This window comes from Pseudomonas sp. P110(2024) (genome assembly GCF_057480795.1).
Genome location: NZ_JBLIYT010000005.1, coordinates 221,327 through 243,193 on the forward strand (window position 1 = coordinate 221,327; position 21,867 = coordinate 243,193).

Below are 21,867 nucleotides of genomic sequence, written 5' to 3' on the forward strand. Positions count from 1 at the left end.
CGCCTGTTCATGCGCTCACCGCCCCGCCAGCGGCTGAGCCAGCAGCTGCATGCGCTGGGCAATCGCCGCCGGTGGCGCGTCCGGGCGGATCTTGCTCCAGCGCTTGCCTGCCACGTCGCCGGCGATCAACTGCGTCGAATGCTGCTCGGGGCTGGGCAGGAACTGCCCCAGGCGCCCGAGCACCAGGTCGACGCTGGCCTTGTCGCCGGTCAGGAACAGCCAGTTCGGCCCCTCCACCCCTTGCTTGCGGGCAAACGCCTTGAGCACCTCGGGCGTGTCGTTCAAAGGATCGCTGCTCACCGAGACGAAGGTCACCTGCGCCGCAAGCTCCGGCCCCATGGCCTCGCGCACCTCGCGCAACTTGCGGGTGATCAGCGGGCAGGCGTCGTTGCAGTGGGTGAAGATCACGTTGAGCATCACCACCTTGTCCTTGAGCACATCGCTGTAAAAGCGCAGCTCGCGGCCGTCCTGGTCCTTGAGCACGGTGTCGGTGAACCAGGCCTGCGCATCGCGGGTGCCGCTGCCGCTGACCATCGGCTGCGGCGCGGGTTGCGGTGCCGGCGCGTGACCTTCGTGGGCGAACGCGACCGAGGCGAGGATCCACAGGCAGCCACCAAGCACCAGCCAGTCGAGGCTGCGCATGCCGGCGTGGCGAGAAGTCTGCGCGCTCATGGCTGTGCCTCCTGCCCGGCAATGGCTGTGCTTTTGGCGTGCACCCGGCGTGCGCTCAGGCGGTTGATCTCGCCGATCAGCACGTTGGGGTCGGTGAAGCCGTAGTAACGCGTCCAGTGCCCGCTGCGCCCGTCACCGACCAGGATCAGCGGCGGGTGCTCGCTGAGGTTGGCGCTGAAGCTGCCAAGCCCCTTGAGCGTCTCGCTGATGGCATAGGGCGAGCCGGTCAGCCAGCTCCACCCCGGCCCGTGCTGGAACGCCCGGGCATACCCGGCCAGGCGTTTCGAATCATCGCGCTGCGGATCGATGCTGATCGACACCAGGCGGATCTCCTCGCCCACCCGCCCGCCCAGCTGCTGCTGGACCTTGCTCATGATTGACGAGACCACCGGGCACACCGTGGTGCAACTGGTGTAGATGAAGCCCATGACCACCAGGTGATCCCCCACCAGATCCTTCTCCAGGCGTATCGGCATGCCGTCCTGATCCAGCAGCGCCACGTCGGCGAAGCGCACACTGGCCTTTTCCTGGTGGGCGGCCGGTGGGGCTTCGGGCTGGCCGCCATGGTCGTGGCCGGCATGCGCCAAGGCCAGGTTGCTGGCCAGCAGCAGGCTCAGGCCAAACAGTTTTCCACCCTGCGGACGGTTCATCGCACACTCCTGGGCTCCCCTTGGGAAGCGGTTGGTGCCGTTGCGGCCGGCAGGACGCGCAGGCTGGTGTAGTTGTCTTCTGCGAAGCTGCGCCCGAGGGTGGGCGACTGCACATGCAGGTACCAGGCGCCAGCCGTGGCCAGTTCCAGCGGCGCCTGATAGAGCCCCTCGCCCACCTCGACCAGCGCTACATTGCGCGGCAGCGACGAAGGCGCCAGGAAGTAGCGCAGGCTCAGGTCTTCAAGCCCCTGGCGCGGCTTGCCGTCCTCACCGAGGATGCGCACTTGGGCCATGTAGGGCGCGTGCTGGCGCAACGGCCGGGCGGTGCCGATGAATTCGGCATGGGCCCGCTTGCGCAGGCTCGACTGCGGCAGCGCCGCGACCTCGGTGCTGAAGCAGTGGATGATCTGCGGCTGGTTGAGCAGGAACGCCACGTCGAAGGTGCCGGCCGCCGGCAGCTTGACCGTCGAGCCATATACCCCTGGGGCCACCTCGCGCAGGCTACGGTCGATGACCAACGCGGCGCGGGCCTGGTGGCCGCGGTTGTTGTAGCCCGACATCGGCGCGTTCATGCCCTCGGCGTAGAAGTAGGTGGTGTTGTCCACCGGGTTGACCACGAACACCGAGTTGTCGTCGCGGGAGCTGCTCACGCCCTGGGCCAGCGGCAGATCACCGGCCTGGCGCGGCGCCGCCGGGCCGGCCTCGAAGCCCTGGACGATCGGCGTGCGCCCCTGCCCCAGGCTTGCCAGGTTGATCATGCTCACCTTCGGCGAGGCTAGGCCGCGCACGTAGGCGTAGGCCTTGGTAAAGGTCAGCTGGTAGGGCTCGGCGGCCACCGGGATGCGGTGGATCAGTTGGTCGGTGCTGGCGTCGATCACCAGCGCCTGGTTCTCCAGGGTGTTTAGCACCACGCCGTAGCGGCCATCGTGGCTGAAACGCATCGGCCCCAGGCCCCGCTCGGCCTGGACCGTGTGGCGCAGGCTGAGGCTGCGCGCGTCGATCACCCGCACCGTGCCCTCCTGGCCATCGACCACGTACACCGCCTGTGACAAGGGCGAGTAAGCCACCGATAGCGGATGCGGACCGACCTCAAGCGTCTTCACCAGGCGCATCTGCGCGGTGTCGATGACACTCAGGGTGCCGCCGTCGCGATTGCTGACGAAGGCGAAGCGCGAATCGGCGCTGAAGGCGATCTCGTGGTGGCCAGAGCCGGTGACAAACGACTTGAGCATGGTCCGGCTGGGGACGTCGATCACCGTCACCCCGCCCTTGGCCGGGTCCTGACTGTTGTTGCCCACCCACAGCAGGCGCTGGTCGGGTTGCAGCGCCACCCGCAGCGGCTGCTCGCCGGCCTCCAGGGTGGCCACGCGGGTGAAGGTCTCGGAGTCGATCAGCGCCACCTGGTTGCGTTCGGGCATGGACACGAACACCTGCTTGTCATCGCCCGTGGCCACCCAGTCCATGGGCCGTCCCGGCAGGTCGATGCGCGCCAGGGTGCTGGTGACCCCGCCTACCGACACGGTCGGGTCGATCACGGTAAGGCTGGCGTCCTTGTTCAGCACCAGCAGGAAGTAGCTGTTCAGATCGAGCAACGGACGCGCGCCGATGCTGCTCTTGAGGAACAGCGCCACCCGCGCCTTGCAGCTGCTGTCGCGGTCGCCCACCGGTGCCGACTGCGCGGGGTCGAGCCAGGCGCCGGGAGCCATGCCCGACAGCGGCTGGCCACTGCTCTGGTCGCTGACCTTGAAACGGATATTGGCAAAGTCGCCCTCGCGCAGTTCGCCGCCGCTTAAGGGGCGCGCCTCGAACTCCACGGTCACGCCGTCGCGGCTGAGGGTGTGCAGGGCCTGGGGATCGGCGGCCTCCTGCAGCAGTTCGCGGGGGTCGCACCAGAGCTTTTCGTAGGCCACGCCGAGGCCGATCAGCGCGGTGCCCAGCAGCAGGCCCAGGTAGGCTGGGCGTAGCTTGCGGTTCATGTCCGTACTCCGTTGGCGGGTATGGGCGCGCACGGGGCAGCGCCTTCGAGCGGGATGACCATGCTGCACCTCCACGGGGCTCAAGGGTTCTGTGGAGGGTGGAAGCAAGCGCTATGCCATCAGTAAAATTGTTTTAAATCAGGGTTTTGGAGAAACAAGCGGAGAGTATTGGGGAGGCTGCCCCAAACACGGGGGCGCTTTGCGCCCCCCTTCAGGCTCAATGCGCGATGCGTGTAAGACGAACGCCTTGTAGCGCCTATGAAATCGAGCGCCGCCCGCATGGCGCGTCGCCGGCAAGCTGGCAACGCGCCGTGCGGGCGGCGCTCGATCTCATAGGCGCTGCATACTTGTCGCCAGAGAGCTGGTGGCCTCCCCCACTCCCAAGCCAGGCTACCAGCCCCCTTTTACTGCGCCGGCGCCGTGGCCGGCGGCGCCTCGTTGGTCACCCGCAGGATGCCCCACAACCCCGAGGTATTTCCGTACGCGGCATAATCCCGGAACAGATAGTCTCCCGGAACCGCATTGGACCCACCGGCGCTGGGCAACATGAAGCTGAAGTGCGCCGCCGGCAACACGCTCTCCTGCGCACCGATGTACATGGCCATAGGGTTGTAGCCGAACCGCACCGAGCCGATGCCTGGCATCCCCATGGGGTAGCCGTCCACATCGCTCTTCTCGGCCTGGTAGTTGTGCAACGGCCACAGGTGCCCGTCCAACTGATAGGTCATGCCGCGGCTGCCGCCACTGGGCATGACGATGTGGTTGCGCACCGGTTGCCCAGGCTTGGCGTACAGCACAGGTGTCTGCGGATCACCGCCGACCAGGGCATTGCTGTAGGCCATGTGCGCGTTGGGGATGTCGGCGAAACCCAACCCGTCGGCATGGCCGAACGGCGAGTCCGGGGCCATGCCGAAACGCAGCCACAGCGGCTCGGTCTTGTAGTTGACCGCCATGTTGCCGTTGTCCTGCGGATCGCCCGCCGCACCGTTGCCCTCGGTATTGATACCCGCCACCGGCGCGCCGTCGGCCCAGCGCATGTTCAGCGCCCGCTGCCACACGGTGACGAAGTCACGGTAGTCCGCCTGACCACTGACCTTCACCGTGGCCTGGGCACGGCTGGCGGTGTCCTCGGTCCAGGTGGCACTCTGCGGCAAGATGCTCATGGCGCCCACCAGGCCCTTCTGCGGCTGCTTGATGACATCGGCCGGGGTCAGGTTGAGGCCGCCGAACTCGATGGCGGTTGTGTTGATGTTGTCCACTGTACGACCCAGTTGCAGGGTCGGCTTGCCCTCGCGCTCCAGATGCCCGGCGTAGTACTGGTACACCTTGGTCGGATACGCGCCGCTACTGCCGGTGCGCGGCGGCACGGTCTGCACCGGGTTGAGCCCGACGTTGACGCCGTCCGACTTGGTGATGTCGTACGCCAGCAACTGCGCGTGCAGGCCAACATGACTGGACGGGCGCATCAGGTTGTTGGCGAAGGCCGTGGCGCCTTCACTGGCGAAGCGATCGCGTTTGACCACGTTGTGCATCACCGCAGTGCTGGGCAGGTCGGGCATCACCAGCGGCAGGCGGTTTTCCAGGGTGACGCTGATGCAATCGCCGGCGTTGGCGCGCAGGATCAATGGCTCCACCGGCACGCCTGCCTTGAGCTTGCCGCTGCTTGGGTCGAGATCGGCCTTGCGCACATAGAGGATCGCGGTCGGGTCGTGCAGCGGCGCGCCATGGCCCCCGATGGTGAAGGTCTCGCCATCCTCCGGGTCGACCCCGCTCACCAGCGGGATGCTGGTGCGCCGACTGTTGAACACCAGCGTGCCACCATTGGCCTTGAGCGGGCCGCCGACATGCTGGCCGACGCCGTTCGGGTCGCTGATGGTCACGCTGTTACGGTTCTCGAGGATATCGTTGGCCAGCGCCGCGACCACTTCATAGCTCCGTTTGACCGTTGGCCGTGTGCCGATGCCATTGGCGTTGGCCGTGGTTTTCGGGCAGATGCCGTCGAAGTTCACGGTGTTGCGCATGGCTACCGGCTGCGGGTTGTTGGGCAGCGGGAACAGGTCGGCACGCTGAGCGGTGTAGTTGCGCATGATGCCCCAGATGCCGTTCCAATAGCCCTCAAGTGCCGCGTCCAGCGAATACAGGTAGTCGCCGTTGGTGGCGGCGGAGCTGGAGATCATCGATACCGGTGCCATGAAGCCCAATTGTTCGGAGATGCCGATCATCTGCGACGACTTCCATCCCGAATTGGAACTGTTGCCGAAGCCCGAGCCGTTCTGCAGCCACTTGACCCCGTGCAGGGTGACGTTGTGCTCCTCTTCATGTCCACCGGCATGCATGCGCAGGCGCACGTTGTCGCCTGAATAGGTACGCAGCATGGGTGTGAACGGGTCGCCCGGCTCGCTGCCGGCCTTGTTGATGTGCGGTGGGAACAGCGTGGTGCCGCCGGTGGGACCCACCGCCTGGGTAATCGCCGACGGTGCCAGGTTCATCGCCGGAATGGCACGGTCGGTACGGGTCTGCAAGGCGTAGCCCAGGTCGCCACCTAGGCCGTCGGCCTGCATGCCGCGCTTGCCGTCGGGACCGACCTTGTCAGGATCGAACACCCGCAGCGCCAGGGGCTCGTTGCGGTAGTTGACGACGAACATCCCAGGATCATCCACCGAAATCGCCTGCGGGCATGGCCTGCTCGGACAGCCGGGGTTGATGCCACCGCGTTCCTCGACAATGGCCTCCAGCAGGGTGGACGCCTTGCCCCGCACCGGTGGATTGATGGCATAGCGGAAACTGTCGGCGGTCGGCGGGTACGCCTGGCCATCAGGTACGCCGTTAGGCCCTGCGCCGACATATACACCCGCCTCGTAGGCGTGCTGGAAGTCGCTGTACTCAAGGAAGAACTCGCGATAGCTGTCGTTTTTACCATCGCCGTCGTGGTCACCGGTCTGGATGACCGCCTGCCACGAAGTCGGGCCGCCGTCCTGGCGGGTGGCCGGGTTGTACAGCTGCTCGCCGGTCTCGGCGTGGTACCAGGTGGAACCGGCGGGCTCGGCCAGCACGGTTGCATACAGCCCCAGTTGTTGGTGGGTCGATGGGCCGAGGTGGTCATGGGTGAAGATGGTGCCCAGGCCACGATCGACGTTGTACACGTTCACCAGCGGGTCGGCGAACCAGCGTTGCATGGCGCTGCGCGCGCCGAGCCAATCGGCCCGGCCGAAGCGCCCGAAATACGGATGCTGCTTGGCTTTCGGGCAGGCGGCGGTGCCGTCGCGGGTGTCGCCCTCGGTGCAGTTGTTGAAGCTGCGGATGGCATGCACACGCTCGACCACGCTGCCGGGCGAGAGGATACCGTCCTCGTAGTTCCAGCCGTTGGCAGAGCCGTCGGCGGCGGTCAGGTCCCATTTGGGCAGGTGGATATGCTGGCCGATCACGTCGGTTGGCGTGCGCACCTGGTAGTCGTCCATCTCATAGAACGACGGGATCAGGTTGGTATGCACGTACTGGGTGCAGTCGAAGGTGTTCATGCGCATCACCAGCGGCTCCGGCGGGCGCTGCTTGGTGATCACCGGCCAGGCGTCTTCCCACAGGGCGAGGATGCGCGCCTGCGGGAAGTGGTAGCCAACCTTGTTGTACACCGCGTCGAACTGGATGTTGGCCGCCTTGTAGATGCGCGGGCGGTCGGCGGTGAACGTGGACGAACCGCGGAAACTCATGCCGGTGAGGTTTTCACCGCTGAAGAACTCGCCGACGCCCGAGGACTGGGTCAGGCGCTTGCCGCGGTCGTCCATGCACGGCTCGTAGAACGGCGCGCCCGCCGTGGGCAAGGCGCCGTTGGTGCGAAAGGCCTTGGCCACCGGCGCGCCGCCGGGGATCAGGGCAAAGCTTGGATGTTCGGCCTTGGCGTGGAACTGCATGGCAGCCTGCTCGACCTCGGTGCCCTCCTCGGGCAGGTAGATCGGCTTGGCCTTGTGCACCACCTTGGAGAAATCCAGCTTGGTGGTGGTGGTCACGGCATCGCCACCGGCAGACACACCGTCAAGGGTGTGCCGGCCCAGGCCGCCGTCCCAGCCGTCGACTTGGTTGGGGTCGAGGTTGGCCCACAGCGCCTTGCCGCTGTCCTTGAGCTGGCGGGCCAGGGCCGGGTCGAGCATGTCCAGCGGCGGGGTCGGCGGGCGCTGGCCGACGCTGCTTTCCATGCCGCCAATCCAGAACGGGTAGCCTGGGTTCTTCAGGCTGCCGTCGGCGTTGCGATTGGTCTCGCTGCGGTCAACCAGGGCCAGGGAACCGACGGCGCGCGGGATGGGCGGTTGATCCGGATGATCATCGCCCTCCTCCTCTTCATCGTCATCTTCATGCCCGGCGACCAGGGTCTCGGACAGCTTGGGCACCACGGTGACCTTGCCCGGCATCGGCGCCATGGCCTTGCCCGGCAACGGCACGATGGCCGGGATCGGCGTGCCGGCGATGATCTCGCCGTCCGGCAGCGCACGGGCGCCCTGGGCCGGCTTGCCATTGCGCAAGGCGAACGGCGTGCTGTGGAAGCCGTTGGCGCCCTCGCCACTGACCTCCAGGCGGGTACCCGGTTCGAACACATCGTGCACCCGCCACATGGCCCACATGCCCTGGGCGAAGTGCGGATAGAAATGGCAGTGATAGATGGCATCGCCCGCCACACGGTTGCGGTTGCCCGAACCGCCGTTGGCGATCTCGTAGGTGTAGCCCACGCCAGGGCCAATGCCCTGGGCGTCGATGTAGTCGGAATTGTCGTCGTTGGGATTGAACAGCCACTGGTGTCCGTGCAGGTGGAAGATGTGCTGCTCGTGGCCGTTGTGGGTGTTGCGGAACTTGGTGAAGTCGCCGATGTAGCTGTGGTGCACGTTGGCAGGCTCGGCCGGGTACAGGGCCATGGTTGCCTTGACCCCGGTGGCGCTGGCCGGCGGCGTTTCGCCAGGACGGATGTGCTCCAGCCCAACGTTGGCCGGGATATCCACCAACGTCCCGACATCGCCGACGGTATGGGCGCTGAGGAAGAATTCCTCGTAGGCGCACGACAGGCAATCGTGCATCGGCCCGACGCCGAGTCGGTTGGCCACCACCTCCGCCCCCATGCCGCCGGAGCCATAGTTGATCATGAACGAATCGCGGGTCGGCTCCAGCACATGCCCCATTACCGGGTCTGCCCAGTAGCCAGGGAATGCCTGGGTGCCTGCCACTTCGTCGGCAAACTGCGAGGCGAAGTCGCGAAACGCCTCGAGCCGGTTGGGCAACGCAGGGTTGCGCTTGCCGACGCTTTCCAGCGGGTAGGTGGCTTTCGGGAAACTGCCGTCGGGATTCGGCCCCATGACGATGGCGTCAGTCTCGCTGTTGAGGATCTCGTTGCCGTCGACCATGGCGATGATCGGCCTGCCGGCCTTGCCCTCGGCGACCCACGGCTGGGCCTGCGGATAGCGCGCCTCGTAGTCGATCACCGGCTGACCGGTGGCGGTGCGGCCAGTGGTGGCCAGGCGCATTTCCTCCTCGGTCAGGGTGTTGCGATAGGTGCGGCCGGCCTTGGGCACCACCACCACCTGGCCGAACAGGCCGTTGGCGACGTTGCCGGCATTACCTTCGCCGCCGAACGGCGCACCGCGACTGGACACGGCGAAGGCACCCTCGCGTTCGGCGTACAACGTGTAACTGCGGGTGCTGCCGGGGGCCACCAGAAAGTTGCCGTTGCGCCCGGTGTTGGCCGAAATATCAGCGATGGTGTTGACCGCCTGCATGCCATTCACCTGGAAGCCCACGTGACGGTCGCGAACCTGTTCGTCGGCAACCAAGTGCTCGCCGCCTTCGTTCTCGACCTCGGCGCCCTCTTCTTCCTCCCCTTCGCCCCCGGTTTCGTCATGGTCGATGCCGTGCTTGTTGGGGTTGGCCTGGTAGGCCAGCAGGTTGGTCAGGTTGACCGTCAGGCAGTCACCGGCGGCCACCCGCAGCACGATCGGCCGCGGGCGCTTGTCCGGGCGCAGGGTGACCTTGCCCGGCACCGCGGCGCCGCCCTTGCCCAAGGGCACCTGGTGCTCATCCACCACGTCCTGGCGCAGGGCGTACATCATGCCGTTGGCGTTCTGCGCGCCGAGGCGGTTGAACATCAGCGGCTGATCCAGCGCCACCACGTTGGCCACCAGCGTGCGCTGGCACTGCACCGCGGCCTCGCTGGAGACCTGCCAGCCCAGCAGGGCCAGCAGGAAGGTGGACAGGACCGGGCCTTTGCGAGGGGTCGACATGGGGCACCTCCGGAAACACAGGAATATGCACAAAGGTGAGCAAGGGCCATGCCAGCCAATTAACTGCTATTTTTCAATAGGTTATGAATTATGACGATGCGATTCGGGGAAAATCACCCAGTGGCATGCCCCGAATCAGGGGCTGCTACGCAGGCCTTTGCCAGCACATTCCCGTGGCAGCCAGCTTGCCGGCGATAAGGCCAGTACAGGAACACAATGACCCCAATAGCATTTAGTGATTGAACGCCAGCGCAAAGGTGCAGTAAGCTCGGTCCCAATCACTGGAGAGCAACATGACGAAACAAACCCGCAACCACGCCAACCACACCGGTCGCTCCGCGCACCGCGTGCTGGCCGTTGCCGGTCGTAACGCCGTTGCCAGCTTTTATTTCGGGTATTGGTTTAGCCACTAGGCGCCGATGACCCATCCGGCGCCCACCTTCGAGGGGCCGCCGAACATGAGAATACTCAAACCCCCGGTCGGCTCCCCGACCGGGGGTTTTGCTTTTCCGGACCCAAGAAACATACCGATTACCTTGAGGACAGCGACATGAACTACACCACCTATTACCGCACTTTCGCATGGCGATTTAGCCAGTTCCGTTCGGGCCAGCCTGCCGCCTCCGTTCGGTCGATTTCCGGTGGCAATGCCCCACAGACACCCCATTTGACGATCAGTCGAACACCTCGATAGGGCCGACGACGCGGGCCAGAACCCGCCGTCCGCCCAGGGAAAAAACGCCATGCAAGCCTCGAACCTCGCCCTGCCCCTGACCCAACCGCACGCTGCCAACACCACCGTCAGCCAGCGCCTGCCCAGCCCGCACCTGCTCAAGCAGCAGATGCCGCTGTCCTGCGAACTCACCCAGCAAGTCCACGCTCACCGCCAGGCAATCCGCGCCATCCTCGAAGGCCGCGACGCACGTCTGCTGGTGGTGGTCGGCCCCTGCTCGATCCATGACCCGCGCTCGGCCCTCGAATACGCCGACCGCCTGGCCGCACTCAGCCGTGACGTCGACGACAAGCTGCTGCTGGTGATGCGCGCCTACGTGGAGAAACCGCGCACCACCGTGGGCTGGAAAGGCCTGGCCTACGATCCGCACCTTGATGGCAGCGACGACATGCACGCCGGCATCGCCCTGTCCCGCGGCCTGATGCTGGGCATGCTCGAACGCGGCCTGCCGATCGCCACCGAGCTGCTGCAGCCGATGGCCGCCGGCTACTTCGACGACCTGCTGGGCTGGGCCGCCATCGGCGCGCGCACCACCGAGTCGCAGATCCACCGCGAGATGGTCAGCGGCCTGGAGCTGCCAGTTGGCTTCAAGAACGGCACCGACGGTGGAATCGGCATCGCCTGCGACGCCATGCGCAGTGCCGCCCACCCGCACCGTCACTTCGGCATGGACGTCCAAGGCCACCCGGCGATCATCGAGACCCTGGGCAACCCTGACACCCACCTGGTGCTGCGCGGCGGGCACCAGGGCCCGAACTACGACGCCCAGAGCGTCGCCCTGGCCCGCCAAGGCCTGGCCAAGGCCGGGCTGGCGCCACGGATCATGGTCGACTGCAGCCACGCCAACAGCGGCAAGGACCCGGCTCGCCAGCCGGCGGTGTTCGAGGATGTGCTTGCCCAGCGCCTGGCCGGCGACCGTTCGCTGGTCGGGGTAATGCTCGAAGGGCACCTGTTCGATGGCTGCCAGGCCCTGGGCAAGGGCGCGCTGAAGTACGGCGTGTCGATCACCGACGGCTGCCTGGGCTGGGAGGCGACCGAGGCCTTGCTGCGCGAGGCCGCCGCTCGCCTGTAGGCCTCTATGGCAAGCCTTGCGAGACACGGCACGAACAAGTGCGCTAGGCTTGCCTTTTCGATCCCAAGGAGCAGTACCCATGGCCCGTGCCACCGCCCGCCACATCCTGGTTGCCACCGAAGACAAGTGCAACGAACTCAAAGCACAGATCGAAGGCGGCGCCGACTTCGCCGAAGTCGCCAAGGCCCACTCTACCTGCCCGTCCAGCCGTCAGGGCGGCGACCTGGGTTCGTTCGGCCCGGGCCAGATGGTTCGCGAGTTCGACACCGTGGTCTTCAGCGCGCCGCTGAATGTCGTCCAGGGTCCGGTGAAGACCCAGTTCGGCTACCACCTGCTGGAAGTGACCAGCCGTCAGGACTAAGTCATCGCAGCCGATGACGTACCCTGTGGGAGCGGGTTCACCCGCGAATACGCCGGTCCATGCAACATCGTTGCCTGAGCTGACGCATTCGCGGGTAAACCCGCTCCCACAGTTGTTGTGTGGGTTCATGCTGTTGTGCCTGACTGCCACCTCCCATGCCGCCCCCACCCACGCCCTCACCGTCTACGCCGAAGCCCCGCGCTACCCCGCGAATTTCCACCATTTCGACTACGTCAACCCCGACGCCCCCAAGGGCGGCAGCCTGCGCCGCTCGGCCATCGAGATCGGCCAGTTCGACCATGTCCTGCCCTACATCGACAAAGGCATCGGCGTCAGCCAGGTCGATGGCTGGTTGTACGCACCGCTGGCCGTGCGCTCGCTTGATGAGCCCTACACCGTATACGGCCTTGTCGCCCAGCGCATGGAGCGCGGCCCCGATGACGCCTGGCTGCGCTTCTACCTCGACCCCCGCGCCACCTTCGCCGACGGCAAGCCGGTACGGGCCGAAGACGTACGCTTCAGCTACGAGCTGCTGATGAACCAGGGCAGCCTCAAGTTTCGTACCCAGTTCGCCGATGTCGCCGCGGTCACGGTCGAAGGCCCGCGTCAGGTGCGCTTCGACTTGAAACAGCCCCATGGCCGTACGCTCCCCCTTGAGCTGGCCGGCCTGCCGGTGCTGCCCGAGCACGACTGGCAGCAACGCGACTTCGCCAACGGCGCCGGCTTCGACAAGCCGGTGGGCAGCGGCCCTTACCGCATCAGCAGGATCGACAACGGCCGCAGCATCACCTTCGAGCGCGATGCGACCTGGTGGGCGCGGGATTTGCCGGTCGTCCGCGGGCTGTACAACTTTGACCGCATCGGCGTCGAATTCTTCGGTGACACCGAGGTGGCCCGCCAGGTGCTCAAGGGTGGAGGCTACGACTACAACCGCGAGTATTCCGCCACCGCCTACACCCTCGGCTACAACGGTGCCCCGCTGGATGACGGGCGCCTGCAGCGCGCCCACCTGGCTCCGGCCAAGCCGCAGATCGCCCAGGGCTTCGTGTTCAATCTGGACCAGCCGCAGTTCAAGGACCGCCGCGTGCGCCAGGCCCTGGCCATGCTCTGGGACTTCGAATGGAGCAACCGGCAGATGATGCGCAACATGTACATCCGCCAGCAGAGCCTGTACTCGAACACCCCCCTGGCTGCCCGCGCCCTGCCCGACGCCGAGGAGCTCAAGCTGCTCGAACCGCTGCGCGGCCAGGTGCCGGACCAGGTGTTCAGCCAGGTATTCAACGCACCGGTCACCGATGGCTCCGGCATCATCCGCCAGCAGCAACTGAAGGCCCTGGCCTTGCTGCAGGACGCCGGCTGGCATCCCCAGGGCGATCGACTGGTCAATGCCCAGGGCCAGCCGTTGAGCTTCACCTTCCTCAATGGCCAGTCGGGGATGGAACGCCTGCTGCTGCCGTGGAAGCGCAACCTGGCGCAGATCGGCGTCGAACTGAACATCCGCAACGTCGACTCTGCCCAGTACGTCAACCGGCTGATGGCCCGCGACTACGACATGATCGTCACCGGCTACCCGGTGACCCTGTCGCCGGGCAGCGAGCAGTACAACTACTTCGGTTCCGCCGCAGCCAATGATCCGGGCTCGAACAACCTGATGGTGCTCAAGGACCCGGCGGTGGACCGCCTGCTCGACGGCCTGGTACGCGCCACCAGCCAGGCCGACATGCAGCGCCACGCCCGCGCCCTGGACCGGGTGCTGCAATGGAACTACTACTGGATTCCCAACTACTACCCGCCGGGCAGCTCGACGGTGTGGTGGAACCGCTTCGGCCTGCCCAAGGTACAGCCGGCCTATGACGAAGGCCTGGACACCTGGTGGGAAGTCAGCCCCCGGGCCCTGACCAACCCACGGATGGCCGAGCGCTTGCGGAGCGCGCCATGACCACCTACATCCTGCGCCGCCTGCTGCTGATCATCCCCACCTTGCTGGCCATCCTGCTGGTGAACTTCGCCATCGTCCAGGCCGCGCCCGGCGGGCCGGTGGAGCAGGCCGTGGCGCGCCTGCAGGGCATCGGCGGCGGCGCGCCGGGTGCCCGCGTCGAGGCAGTACAGGGCGAGTCCCGCGCCACCCGCGGTCTGGACCCGAAGCTGATCGAGGAGATCAAGCTCCAGTACGGTTTCGACAAGTCCGCGCCCGAACGGCTGTGGCTGATGCTTGGCCAGTATGCACGGCTGGACTTCGGCCGGAGTTTCTTTCGCGGCGCCACGGTCACCGAGCTGATCGTGCAGAAACTGCCGGTGACCCTGTCGCTGGGCTTCTGGGCCACGCTGATCACCTACCTGGTGTCGATCCCGTTGGGCATTCGCAAGGCGGTGCGCCATGGCAGCCGCTTCGACGCCTGGAGCAGCGCGCTGATCGTGATCGGCTACGCCCTGCCCTCGTTCCTGTTCGCCCTGCTGCTGATCGTGCTGTTCGCCGGCGGCACCTCGCTCAACTGGTTCCCGGTGCGCGGCCTGGTGTCGGAGGACTTCGACCAGCTCAGCCTGCTGGGCAAGGTCGCCGACTACTTCTGGCACCTGGTGCTGCCGGTTGGCGCCCTGGTGATCGGCGGTTTCGCCACCCTCACCCTGCTGACCAAGAACGCCTTCCTCGACGAGATCGCCCGCCAGTACGTGGTCACCGCACGGGCCAAGGGCCTGAGCGAGCGCCGGGTGCTGTACGGCCATGTGCTGCGCAACGCCATGCTGCTGGTGGTGGCCGGCCTGCCCCAGGCATTGATCACGGTGTTCTTCGCAGGCTCGCTGCTGATCGAAGTGATCTTCTCCCTCGACGGCCTCGGGCGCATGAGCTACGAGGCGGCGGTGTCGCGAGACTACCCGGTGGTGTTCGGCACGTTATTCATCTTCACCCTGGCCGGGCTGCTGATCCGCCTGCTGGGCGACCTGTGCTACACGGTGCTCGACCCGCGCATCGACTTCGACGCGAGGGGCCGCTGATGTTCTCGCCCATCGCCCGGCGCCGTCTGCGACGTTTTCGCGACAACCGCCGCGGCTGGATCTCGCTGTGGCTGTTCGCCGGGCTGTTGCTGTTGAGCCTGGGCGCGGAACTGGTGGCCAATGACAAGCCCTTGCTGCTGGGCTACCAGGGCGAGCTGTACACCCCGGCGCTCAAGCGCTACACCGAGCAGCAGTTCGGCGGGCAGCTGCCGTTCCAGCCCGACTACCGCAGCCAGTACGTGCGCCAGTTGATCGAGGGCCAGGGCGGCTGGATGCTGTTCGCGCCCATCCCGTTCAGCGCCGATACCCCCAACTACGACCTGCAGGTGCCCACCCCCAGCCCGCCCAGCGCGAGCAACTGGCTGGGCACCGACGACCAGGGCCGCGATGTGCTGGCGCGGGTGTTGTATGGCACACGGGTGTCGCTGTTGTTCGCCTTCGCCCTGACCCTGCTCAGCGTGCTGATCGGCGTGACGGCCGGTGCCCTGCAGGGTTACCACGGTGGCTGGGTCGACCTGTTCGGCCAGCGCCTGCTGGAAGTGTGGTCGGGATTGCCGGTGCTGTATCTGCTGATCATCCTGTCAGGATTCGTCGAGCCGGATTTCTGGTGGCTGCTGGGGATCATGGCGCTGTTCTCCTGGCTGACCCTGGTCGATGTGGTGCGCGCCGAGTTCCTCCGTGGGCGCAACCTGGAATACGTCAAGGCCGCTCGCGCACTGGGACTGTCCGATACCCAGGTGATGCTGCGGCATATCCTGCCCAACGCCCTCAACGCGACCCTGACCTATGTCCCCTTCATGCTCACCGGGGCGATCACCACCCTCACCGCGCTGGACTTTCTCGGCTTCGGCATGCCCGCCGGCAGCGCTTCGCTGGGCGAGCTGGTGACCCAGGGCAAGCAGCACCTCGAGGCGCCGTGGCTGGGCTTTACCGCGTTCTTTGCCCTGGCGCTGATCCTGTCGTTGCTGGTATTTATCGGCGATGCGCTGCGCGAGGCGTTCGATCCCCGCTCATAGCCTTACCTCGGTCACTGCAGGAGCGGCCCTATCGCGACTCAAGGCCGCTCTACAGGGGCGCACGACACTTGTCTCAACGGATACGTCTTCCATGCACGACAACCTCAAGGACTACCCCCAGGTCCGCCAACTGGCCATCCGCTCGCTGTTCGAGATCATCGAGCAATCCAGCGAAGGCACGGTGATCGTCGACCGCCAGGCGCGCATCGTCTGGATGAACGAGCGCTATGCCCGACGGTTCGGCCTGCAGGACGCCGCCAGCGCCATCGGCCAGCCCTGCGAGGCGGTAATCCCCGGCAGCCTGATGCGCGAGGTGGTGAGCAACGGCAAGCCGATCCTGCTGGACATGCTCGACACGTCGAACGAGCCGCTGGTGGTGATGCGCCTGCCGATCCACGACGACCAGGGCGCGCTGATCGGCGCCATTGGCTTTGCCCTGTTCGACGAGCTGCGCAGCCTGTCGCCCTTGCTCAAGCGCTATGCCAGCATGCAGCAGGAACTGGCCTCGACCCGCTCGCAACTGCGTGCGCGCCAGGCCCGCTACAGCTTCGCCCAGTTCGTCGGCAGCAGCCCGGCCTGCCTTGAAGCCAAGCGCCGCGCCCGCCGCGGCGCGACCAGCGACTCACCGGTGCTGCTGCTCGGCGAGACCGGCACCGGCAAGGAACTGCTGGCCCACGCCATCCATGCCGCCTCGGCGCGCGCGCACAAGGCATTCGTCAGCATCAACAGCGCGGCGATCCCCGAAGCGTTGCTGGAGGCCGAGTTCTTCGGCACCGCTCCCGGGGCCTTCACCGGCGCCGACCGCAAGGGCCGCAGCGGCAAGCTGCAACTGGCCGAAGGCGGCACGCTGTTCCTCGACGAGATCGGCGACATGCCCCTGGCCCTGCAGAGCAAGCTGTTGCGCGTGCTGCAGGAGAAGGAATACGAGCCGGTGGGCAGCAACCAGATGCTGCGCAGCGATGTGCGGATCATCGCCGCCACCTCCATCGACCTGCAGGCGGCGATGGCCCGGGGAGCGTTTCGTACCGACCTGTACTACCGGTTGAATGTGCTGCCGGTGCAGGTGCCGCCGCTGCGCGAACGCCTGGAGGACCTGCCGGCGCTGTGCGAGGCGATTCTTGCCGAATTGGGCAGCCAGTATGAGCTGGAGGCCGAGGCCCAGGCACTGTTGGGGCGCCATGCCTGGCCGGGGAATATCCGAGAGCTGCGTAATGTGCTGGAACGGGCGACCCTGCTGGCCGACCAGCCACGGCTGGGCGTGCATGATCTGATGAACGCGCTGGGGCCATTGAGCCCGGTGGCCGAGACGGCACCGCAGTTGGGGTACCGGGAGGCCTGTGCGCAGTTTGAACGCGGGCTGATTGTGCGGGCCTTGGGACGCACTGGCGGGAATGTGCCGGAGGCAGCGCAGGCATTGGGGCTGGGACGGTCGACCTTGTACAAAAAGATGGTGGCGCTGGACATTGAGTCTCAATAAGGAGATACACATCTCCTTATTGAGACCGGCGCGATGGTTGCGCCCTCGATCGCCGGCAAGGCGGCTGCCACATGGCGTACCGCAATCCACTGTGGGAGCCGGCTTGCCGGCGATGGGCCGCAACGCGGCCCCACTTTCTCAAATTCGAGACATCGACCTTTATAAATCTAATAAAAATCAATAATTTCAATGACTTAACAAGTTGGCACAATTCCCGCTACTGGTATTCCAACCATAAAAACAACAGTTGGAGATCCCCTTAGGATGACCGTGCTCATCGCCCTCGCTGCCCTGGCCCTGCTGATGCTCGCCGCCTACCGCGGCTACAGCGTGATCCTCTTCGCCCCCATCGCCGCCCTTGGCGCCGTGCTGCTCACCGACCCCGCCGCCGTGGCCCCGGCCTTCACCGGGGTGTTCATGGAGAAGATGGTCGGCTTCATCAAGCTCTATTTCCCGGTATTCCTGCTCGGCGCCGTGTTCGGCAAGCTGATCGAGCTGTCGGGCTTCTCACGCTCGATCGTCGCCGCCGCCATTCGCCTGCTCGGCACCCGTCAGGCCATGCTGGTGATCGTGCTGGTCTGCGCCCTGCTTACCTACGGCGGCGTGTCGCTGTTCGTGGTGGTGTTCGCGGTGTACCCGTTCGCCGCCGAGATGTTCCGCCAGAGCGACATTCCCAAGCGGCTGATCCCGGCGACCATCGCCCTGGGCGCGTTCTCCTTCACCATGGACGCCCTGCCCGGCACCCCGCAAATCCAGAACATCATCCCCAGCACCTTCTTCAACACCACCGCCTGGGCCGCGCCCTGGCTGGGGCTGATCGGCACGCTGTTCGTGTTCTGCGCCGGCATGCTCTACCTGCAACGCCAGCGTAACAAGGCCCAGCGCAAGGGCGAAGGCTACGGCAGCAACCTGCGCAACGAGCCGGAAACCGCCGACGACATCGCCCTGCCCAACCCGTGGCTGGCCCTGGCGCCGCTGCTGCTGGTGGGGGTGATGAACCTGCTGTTCACCCACTGGATCCCGCAGTGGTACGGGGCCAGCCACACCCTGCAGTTGCCGGGCATGGCCACGCCAGTGCAGAGCGACGTGGCCAAGCTCACGGCGATCTGGGCGGTGCAGGCGGCCCTGCTGGTGGGCATCCTGATGGTGCTGGTGTGCGCCTTCGGCAGCATTCGCCAGCGCCTGGCCGAAGGCACCAAGAGCGCCGTGAGCGGCGCCCTGCTGGCGGCGATGAACACCGCCTCGGAATACGGTTTCGGCGCAGTGATCGCCTCGCTGCCGGGCTTCCTGGTCTTGGCCGACGCCCTGCGCGGTATCCCCAACCCGCTGGTCAACGAGGCCATCACCGTCACCCTGCTGGCCGGCATCACCGGCTCCGCCTCCGGCGGCATGAGCATCGCCCTGGCGGCCATGAGCGACAGCTTCATCGCCGCCGCCAACGCGGCGAACATCCCGCTGGAGGTGTTGCACCGGGTCGCCGCCATGGCCAGCGGCGGCATGGACACCCTGCCGCACAACGGCGCGGTGATTACCCTGCTGGCGGTGACCGGGCTGACCCACCGCGAGGCCTACAAGGACATTTTCGGAATTACCCTGATCAAGACCCTGGCCGTATTCGTGGTCATCGCCACGTTCTACGCCACCGGCATCGTATGAAGGAGAACGGCATGACGCTCAAAGGCAAGACCGCACTGGTCACCGGTTCCACCAGCGGCATCGGTTTGGGGATAGCCCAGGTGCTGGCAGAGGCCGGTGCCAATATCCTGCTCAACGGCTTTGGCGACCCGGCGGGCGCCATTGCCGAGATCAGGCAGCACGGGGTCAAGGTGGCCCACCACCCCGCCGACCTGTCCGACGTGGCGCAGATCGAGCAGATGTTCGCCTTGGCCGAGCGCGAATTCGGCGCGGTCGACATCCTCGTCAACAACGCCGGCATCCAGCATGTGGCGCCGGTCGAGCAATTTCCGGTGGAGGCCTGGGACAAGATCATCGCCTTGAACCTGTCGGCGGTATTCCACGGCAGCCGCCTGGTCCTGCCGGGCATGCGCGCGCGGGGCTGGGGGCGGATCGTCAACATCGCCTCGGTGCACGGCCTGGTGGGCTCCACCGGCAAGGCCGCCTACGTCGCCGCGAAGCACGGCGTGGTCGGCCTGACCAAGGTCATCGGCCTGGAGACCGCCACCAGCAACGTCACCTGCAATGCCATCTGCCCGGGCTGGGTGCTGACCCCGCTGGTGCAGAAGCAGATCGACGACCGCGCCGCCAATGGGGGCGACGCGCAGCAGGCGCAGCACGACCTGCTGGCCGAGAAGCAGCCCTCGCTGGCCTTCGTCACGCCCCGGCATCTCGGCGAGCTGGTGTTGTTCCTGTGCGGCGAGGCCGGCAGCCAGGTGCGTGGCGCCGCCTGGAACGTCGATGGCGGCTGGCTGGCCCAGTAAGCGGCTAAAGTGGAGTAAGGACGACCTGACGCCGAATGATCAGGGATACACGTTTTTCGTAGGAGCGGCCTTGCGTCGCGAAAGGGCTGCGTAGCAGCCCCGCCGATTGGTGCGTCAACGCTGAAACCCTGGGGCCGCTGCGCGGCCCTTTCGCGACGCAAGGCCGCTCCAGGGATTGCGCTTGCCTGTTATCAGACCAGTAGCCATTACCGAGGGTCCCGGCATGAACGACGTCCTCTGGCGCCCCTCCACCACCCGCATCGAAGCGAGCCGGATGGAAGCCTTCCGCCGCCGGGTCAACCGGCGCTTCAACCTCCAGCTCGACAGCTACGCCGCCCTGCACCGCTGGAGCATCGAACAGCGCCCACAGTTCTGGCAGGCCCTGGCCGAGTACTTCCATGTGCGCTGGCACACGCCACCGGCAAGCATCCTCGAGGAAGGCGAGCACATGACCGAGGCCCGCTGGTTCCGCGGCGCCACCCTGAATGTCGCCGAGCACCTGCTGCTACGCCGCGACGACCGCCCGGCCGTGGTGGCCCTGCGCGAGGACGGCGCCCGCCACAGCCTCACCCACAATCAACTGGCCGCCCAGGTCGCCGGGCTGCAACAGGCCTTCAGGCACGCCGGCATCCAGCCCGGCGACCGTATCGCCGCAGTGATGCCCAACACCTGGGAAACCCTGGTGGCCATGCTCGCCGCCACCAGCCTTGGCGCGGTCTGGTCGAGCTGTTCGCCGGAGTTCGGCACCCACGGCATCATCGACCGTTTCGGGCAGATCGCGCCCAGGCTGCTGGTGGCCTGCGGCGGTTATCAATATGCCGGGAAGGTCATCGACCAGGTGGAGAAGATCAACCAGGTCGTGGCCCAGCTGCCGAGCGTCGAGCAGTTGCTGGTGGTGCCGCACACCCGGCCGCAGACCCGTGCCGATGAGTTCATCGGTACACCGACGACCCTGTGGGCCGACTACTTCACGCCCGGCGGCACGCCGGCCTTCACCGCGCTCCCCTTCGACCATCCGCTCTATATCCTCTACTCCAGCGGCACCACCGGCGTGCCCAAGTGCATCGTCCACCGTGCCGGTGGCGTGCTGCTGCAACACCTGAAAGAACACGGTCTGCACAACGACCTCAAGGCCGACGACGTGCTGTTCTACTACACCACCTGCGGCTGGATGATGTGGAACTGGCTGGTCAGCGGCCTGGCGGTCGGCGCCACCCTGGTGCTGTACGACGGCTCGCCGTTTCATCCGGGCCCCGAGCGCCTGATCGACCTGATCGACGCCGAAGGGATCCATGCCTTCGGTACCAGCGCCAAGTACCTTGCCGCACTGGAACAGGCGAGCGTCGAACCGGCAAGCTCCCACCGCCTCGACAGCCTGCGGCTGATCCTCTCCACCGGATCGCCCCTGTCACCACACAGCTACGACTATGTATACGCCAAGGTGAAGCCCGACGTGTGCCTGGCGTCCATGTCCGGTGGCACCGATATCGTCGCCTGCTTCGTGCTCGGCAACCCGCTGCTGCCGGTGCGCCGCGGCGAAATCGCCGGCAAGGGCCTGGGCATGGCGGTGGACGTGTGGAATGAACAGCGGCAATCGATCACTGGCGAGAAAGGCGAGCTGGTCTGTACCCAGCCCTTTCCTTCGATGCCGCTGGGGTTCTGGGGGGACGACGATGGTAGCCGCTACCATGACGCCTATTTCAGCCAGTTCGAGGGTATCTGGTGCCAGGGCGACTATGCCGAGCAGATCCCGGGCGGCGGCCTGGTGATCCACGGCCGCTCCGATGCCGTGCTCAACCCCGGCGGCGTACGCATCGGCACCGCGGAGATCTATCGCCAGGTGGAAAAGGTCGAGGAGGTACTGGAGAGCGTGGCCATCGGCCAGGACTGGCACAACGACGTGCGCGTGGTGCTGTTCGTGCGCCTGCGCGACGGCCTGCAACTGGACGACGCCCTGCGCCAGCGCATCCGCCTGGTGATCCGCCAGTACACCACGCCGCGCCATGTGCCGGCGGTGATCGCCCAGGTCGACGATATCCCGCGCACCCTCAGCGGCAAACTGGTGGAGCTGGCGATCCGCAACGTGGTGCATGGCCTGCCGGTGAAGAACACCGATGCGCTGGCCAACCCCGAGGCGCTGGAGCAGTTCCGCGACAGACCGGAGTTACGCTGATGACGCCATCAGGCATAATGTCGACCTTTTGCCCCGAAGCACAGGTAA

At 66.3% G+C, this 21,867-nt stretch carries 13 protein-coding genes; 9 read left to right on the plus strand and 4 right to left on the minus strand.

Annotated elements, in window-relative coordinates; all coding sequences use genetic code 11:
• Nucleotides 1-15: 15 nt before the first annotated feature.
• The 4 genes from AC25ND_RS10140 to mnxG form a co-directional block, all read right to left on the minus strand.
• A complete protein-coding gene (locus AC25ND_RS10140; RefSeq protein ID WP_182324263.1) occupies nucleotides 16-672 on the minus strand; it encodes an SCO family protein in 657 nt (218 codons plus the stop codon).
• Nucleotides 669-1,322 (minus strand): SCO family protein, encoded by a 654-nt coding sequence (locus AC25ND_RS10145; RefSeq protein ID WP_028688950.1) that lies wholly within the window; start codon nucleotides 1,320-1,322, stop codon nucleotides 669-671. Before AC25ND_RS10145 ends, AC25ND_RS10140 begins: the two co-directional genes overlap by 4 nt.
• Nucleotides 1,319-3,298: a cytochrome D1 domain-containing protein gene (locus AC25ND_RS10150; RefSeq protein WP_062363171.1), complete on the minus strand. Its 1,980-nt coding sequence runs from the start codon at nucleotides 3,296-3,298 to the stop codon at nucleotides 1,319-1,321. Before AC25ND_RS10150 ends, AC25ND_RS10145 begins: the two co-directional genes overlap by 4 nt.
• A gap of 404 nt (nucleotides 3,299-3,702) precedes the next feature.
• Nucleotides 3,703-9,555: a manganese-oxidizing multicopper oxidase MnxG gene (gene mnxG, locus AC25ND_RS10155; RefSeq protein ID WP_486976282.1), complete on the minus strand. Its 5,853-nt coding sequence runs from the start codon at nucleotides 9,553-9,555 to the stop codon at nucleotides 3,703-3,705.
• Nucleotides 9,556-10,298: 743 nt separating this feature from the next.
• On the opposite strand from mnxG, the gene AC25ND_RS10160 reads away from it, so the two are divergent.
• The 9 genes from AC25ND_RS10160 to AC25ND_RS10200 all read left to right on the plus strand — a co-directional run bounded on the left by AC25ND_RS10160 (nucleotide 10,299) and on the right by AC25ND_RS10200 (nucleotide 21,819).
• Nucleotides 10,299-11,360, plus strand: a complete 1,062-nt coding sequence (locus AC25ND_RS10160) for a 3-deoxy-7-phosphoheptulonate synthase (RefSeq protein ID WP_028688953.1) — start codon at nucleotides 10,299-10,301, stop codon at nucleotides 11,358-11,360.
• Between the two features lie 79 nt (nucleotides 11,361-11,439).
• Nucleotides 11,440-11,721: a peptidylprolyl isomerase gene (locus AC25ND_RS10165; RefSeq protein WP_028688954.1), complete on the plus strand. Its 282-nt coding sequence runs from the start codon at nucleotides 11,440-11,442 to the stop codon at nucleotides 11,719-11,721.
• Nucleotides 11,722-11,734: 13 nt separating this feature from the next.
• Nucleotides 11,735-13,660, plus strand: coding sequence for an extracellular solute-binding protein (locus AC25ND_RS10170; RefSeq protein WP_486976283.1), 1,926 nt, complete (start codon nucleotides 11,735-11,737; stop codon nucleotides 13,658-13,660).
• Nucleotides 13,657-14,715: a microcin C ABC transporter permease YejB gene (locus tag AC25ND_RS10175; RefSeq protein WP_486976284.1), complete on the plus strand. Its 1,059-nt coding sequence runs from the start codon at nucleotides 13,657-13,659 to the stop codon at nucleotides 14,713-14,715. The genes AC25ND_RS10170 and AC25ND_RS10175 overlap by 4 nt, the downstream gene beginning before the upstream one ends.
• On the plus strand, nucleotides 14,715-15,731 hold the full coding sequence (locus AC25ND_RS10180) for an ABC transporter permease (RefSeq protein WP_028688957.1): 1,017 nt from the start codon (nucleotides 14,715-14,717) through the stop codon (nucleotides 15,729-15,731). The genes AC25ND_RS10175 and AC25ND_RS10180 overlap by 1 nt, the downstream gene beginning before the upstream one ends.
• A gap of 91 nt (nucleotides 15,732-15,822) precedes the next feature.
• Complete coding sequence (locus tag AC25ND_RS10185; protein ID WP_062363159.1) at nucleotides 15,823-17,208, plus strand: sigma-54 interaction domain-containing protein; 1,386 nt, start codon at nucleotides 15,823-15,825, stop codon at nucleotides 17,206-17,208.
• 264 nt (nucleotides 17,209-17,472) lie between these two features.
• Entirely contained in the window at nucleotides 17,473-18,864 is a 1,392-nt protein-coding gene (locus tag AC25ND_RS10190) for a GntP family permease (RefSeq protein WP_028688959.1), read from the plus strand.
• A gap of 11 nt (nucleotides 18,865-18,875) precedes the next feature.
• Nucleotides 18,876-19,646 (plus strand): 3-hydroxybutyrate dehydrogenase, encoded by a 771-nt coding sequence (gene hbdH / locus AC25ND_RS10195; RefSeq protein WP_028688960.1) that lies wholly within the window; start codon nucleotides 18,876-18,878, stop codon nucleotides 19,644-19,646.
• A gap of 223 nt (nucleotides 19,647-19,869) precedes the next feature.
• Nucleotides 19,870-21,819 (plus strand): acetoacetate--CoA ligase, encoded by a 1,950-nt coding sequence (locus AC25ND_RS10200; protein ID WP_186596904.1) that lies wholly within the window; start codon nucleotides 19,870-19,872, stop codon nucleotides 21,817-21,819.
• Nucleotides 21,820-21,867: the final 48 nt, after the last annotated feature.

Bases quoted from the DNA above. Each gene is read 5' to 3' on its own strand.
- AC25ND_RS10140 (WP_182324263.1), bottom strand. From the start codon at position 672: ATGAGCGCGCAGACTTCTCGCCACGCCGGCATGCGCAGCCTCGACTGG.
- AC25ND_RS10145 (WP_028688950.1), bottom strand. From the start codon at position 1,322: ATGAACCGTCCGCAGGGTGGAAAACTGTTTGGCCTGAGCCTGCTGCTG.
- AC25ND_RS10150 (WP_062363171.1), bottom strand. From the start codon at position 3,298: ATGAACCGCAAGCTACGCCCAGCCTACCTGGGCCTGCTGCTGGGCACC.
- mnxG (WP_486976282.1), bottom strand. From the start codon at position 9,555: ATGTCGACCCCTCGCAAAGGCCCGGTCCTGTCCACCTTCCTGCTGGCC.
- AC25ND_RS10160 (WP_028688953.1), top strand. From the start codon at position 10,299: ATGCAAGCCTCGAACCTCGCCCTGCCCCTGACCCAACCGCACGCTGCC.
- AC25ND_RS10165 (WP_028688954.1), top strand. From the start codon at position 11,440: ATGGCCCGTGCCACCGCCCGCCACATCCTGGTTGCCACCGAAGACAAG.
- AC25ND_RS10170 (WP_486976283.1), top strand. From the start codon at position 11,735: ATGACGTACCCTGTGGGAGCGGGTTCACCCGCGAATACGCCGGTCCAT.
- AC25ND_RS10175 (WP_486976284.1), top strand. From the start codon at position 13,657: ATGACCACCTACATCCTGCGCCGCCTGCTGCTGATCATCCCCACCTTG.
- AC25ND_RS10180 (WP_028688957.1), top strand. From the start codon at position 14,715: ATGTTCTCGCCCATCGCCCGGCGCCGTCTGCGACGTTTTCGCGACAAC.
- AC25ND_RS10185 (WP_062363159.1), top strand. From the start codon at position 15,823: ATGCACGACAACCTCAAGGACTACCCCCAGGTCCGCCAACTGGCCATC.
- AC25ND_RS10190 (WP_028688959.1), top strand. From the start codon at position 17,473: ATGACCGTGCTCATCGCCCTCGCTGCCCTGGCCCTGCTGATGCTCGCC.
- hbdH (WP_028688960.1), top strand. From the start codon at position 18,876: ATGACGCTCAAAGGCAAGACCGCACTGGTCACCGGTTCCACCAGCGGC.
- AC25ND_RS10200 (WP_186596904.1), top strand. From the start codon at position 19,870: ATGAACGACGTCCTCTGGCGCCCCTCCACCACCCGCATCGAAGCGAGC.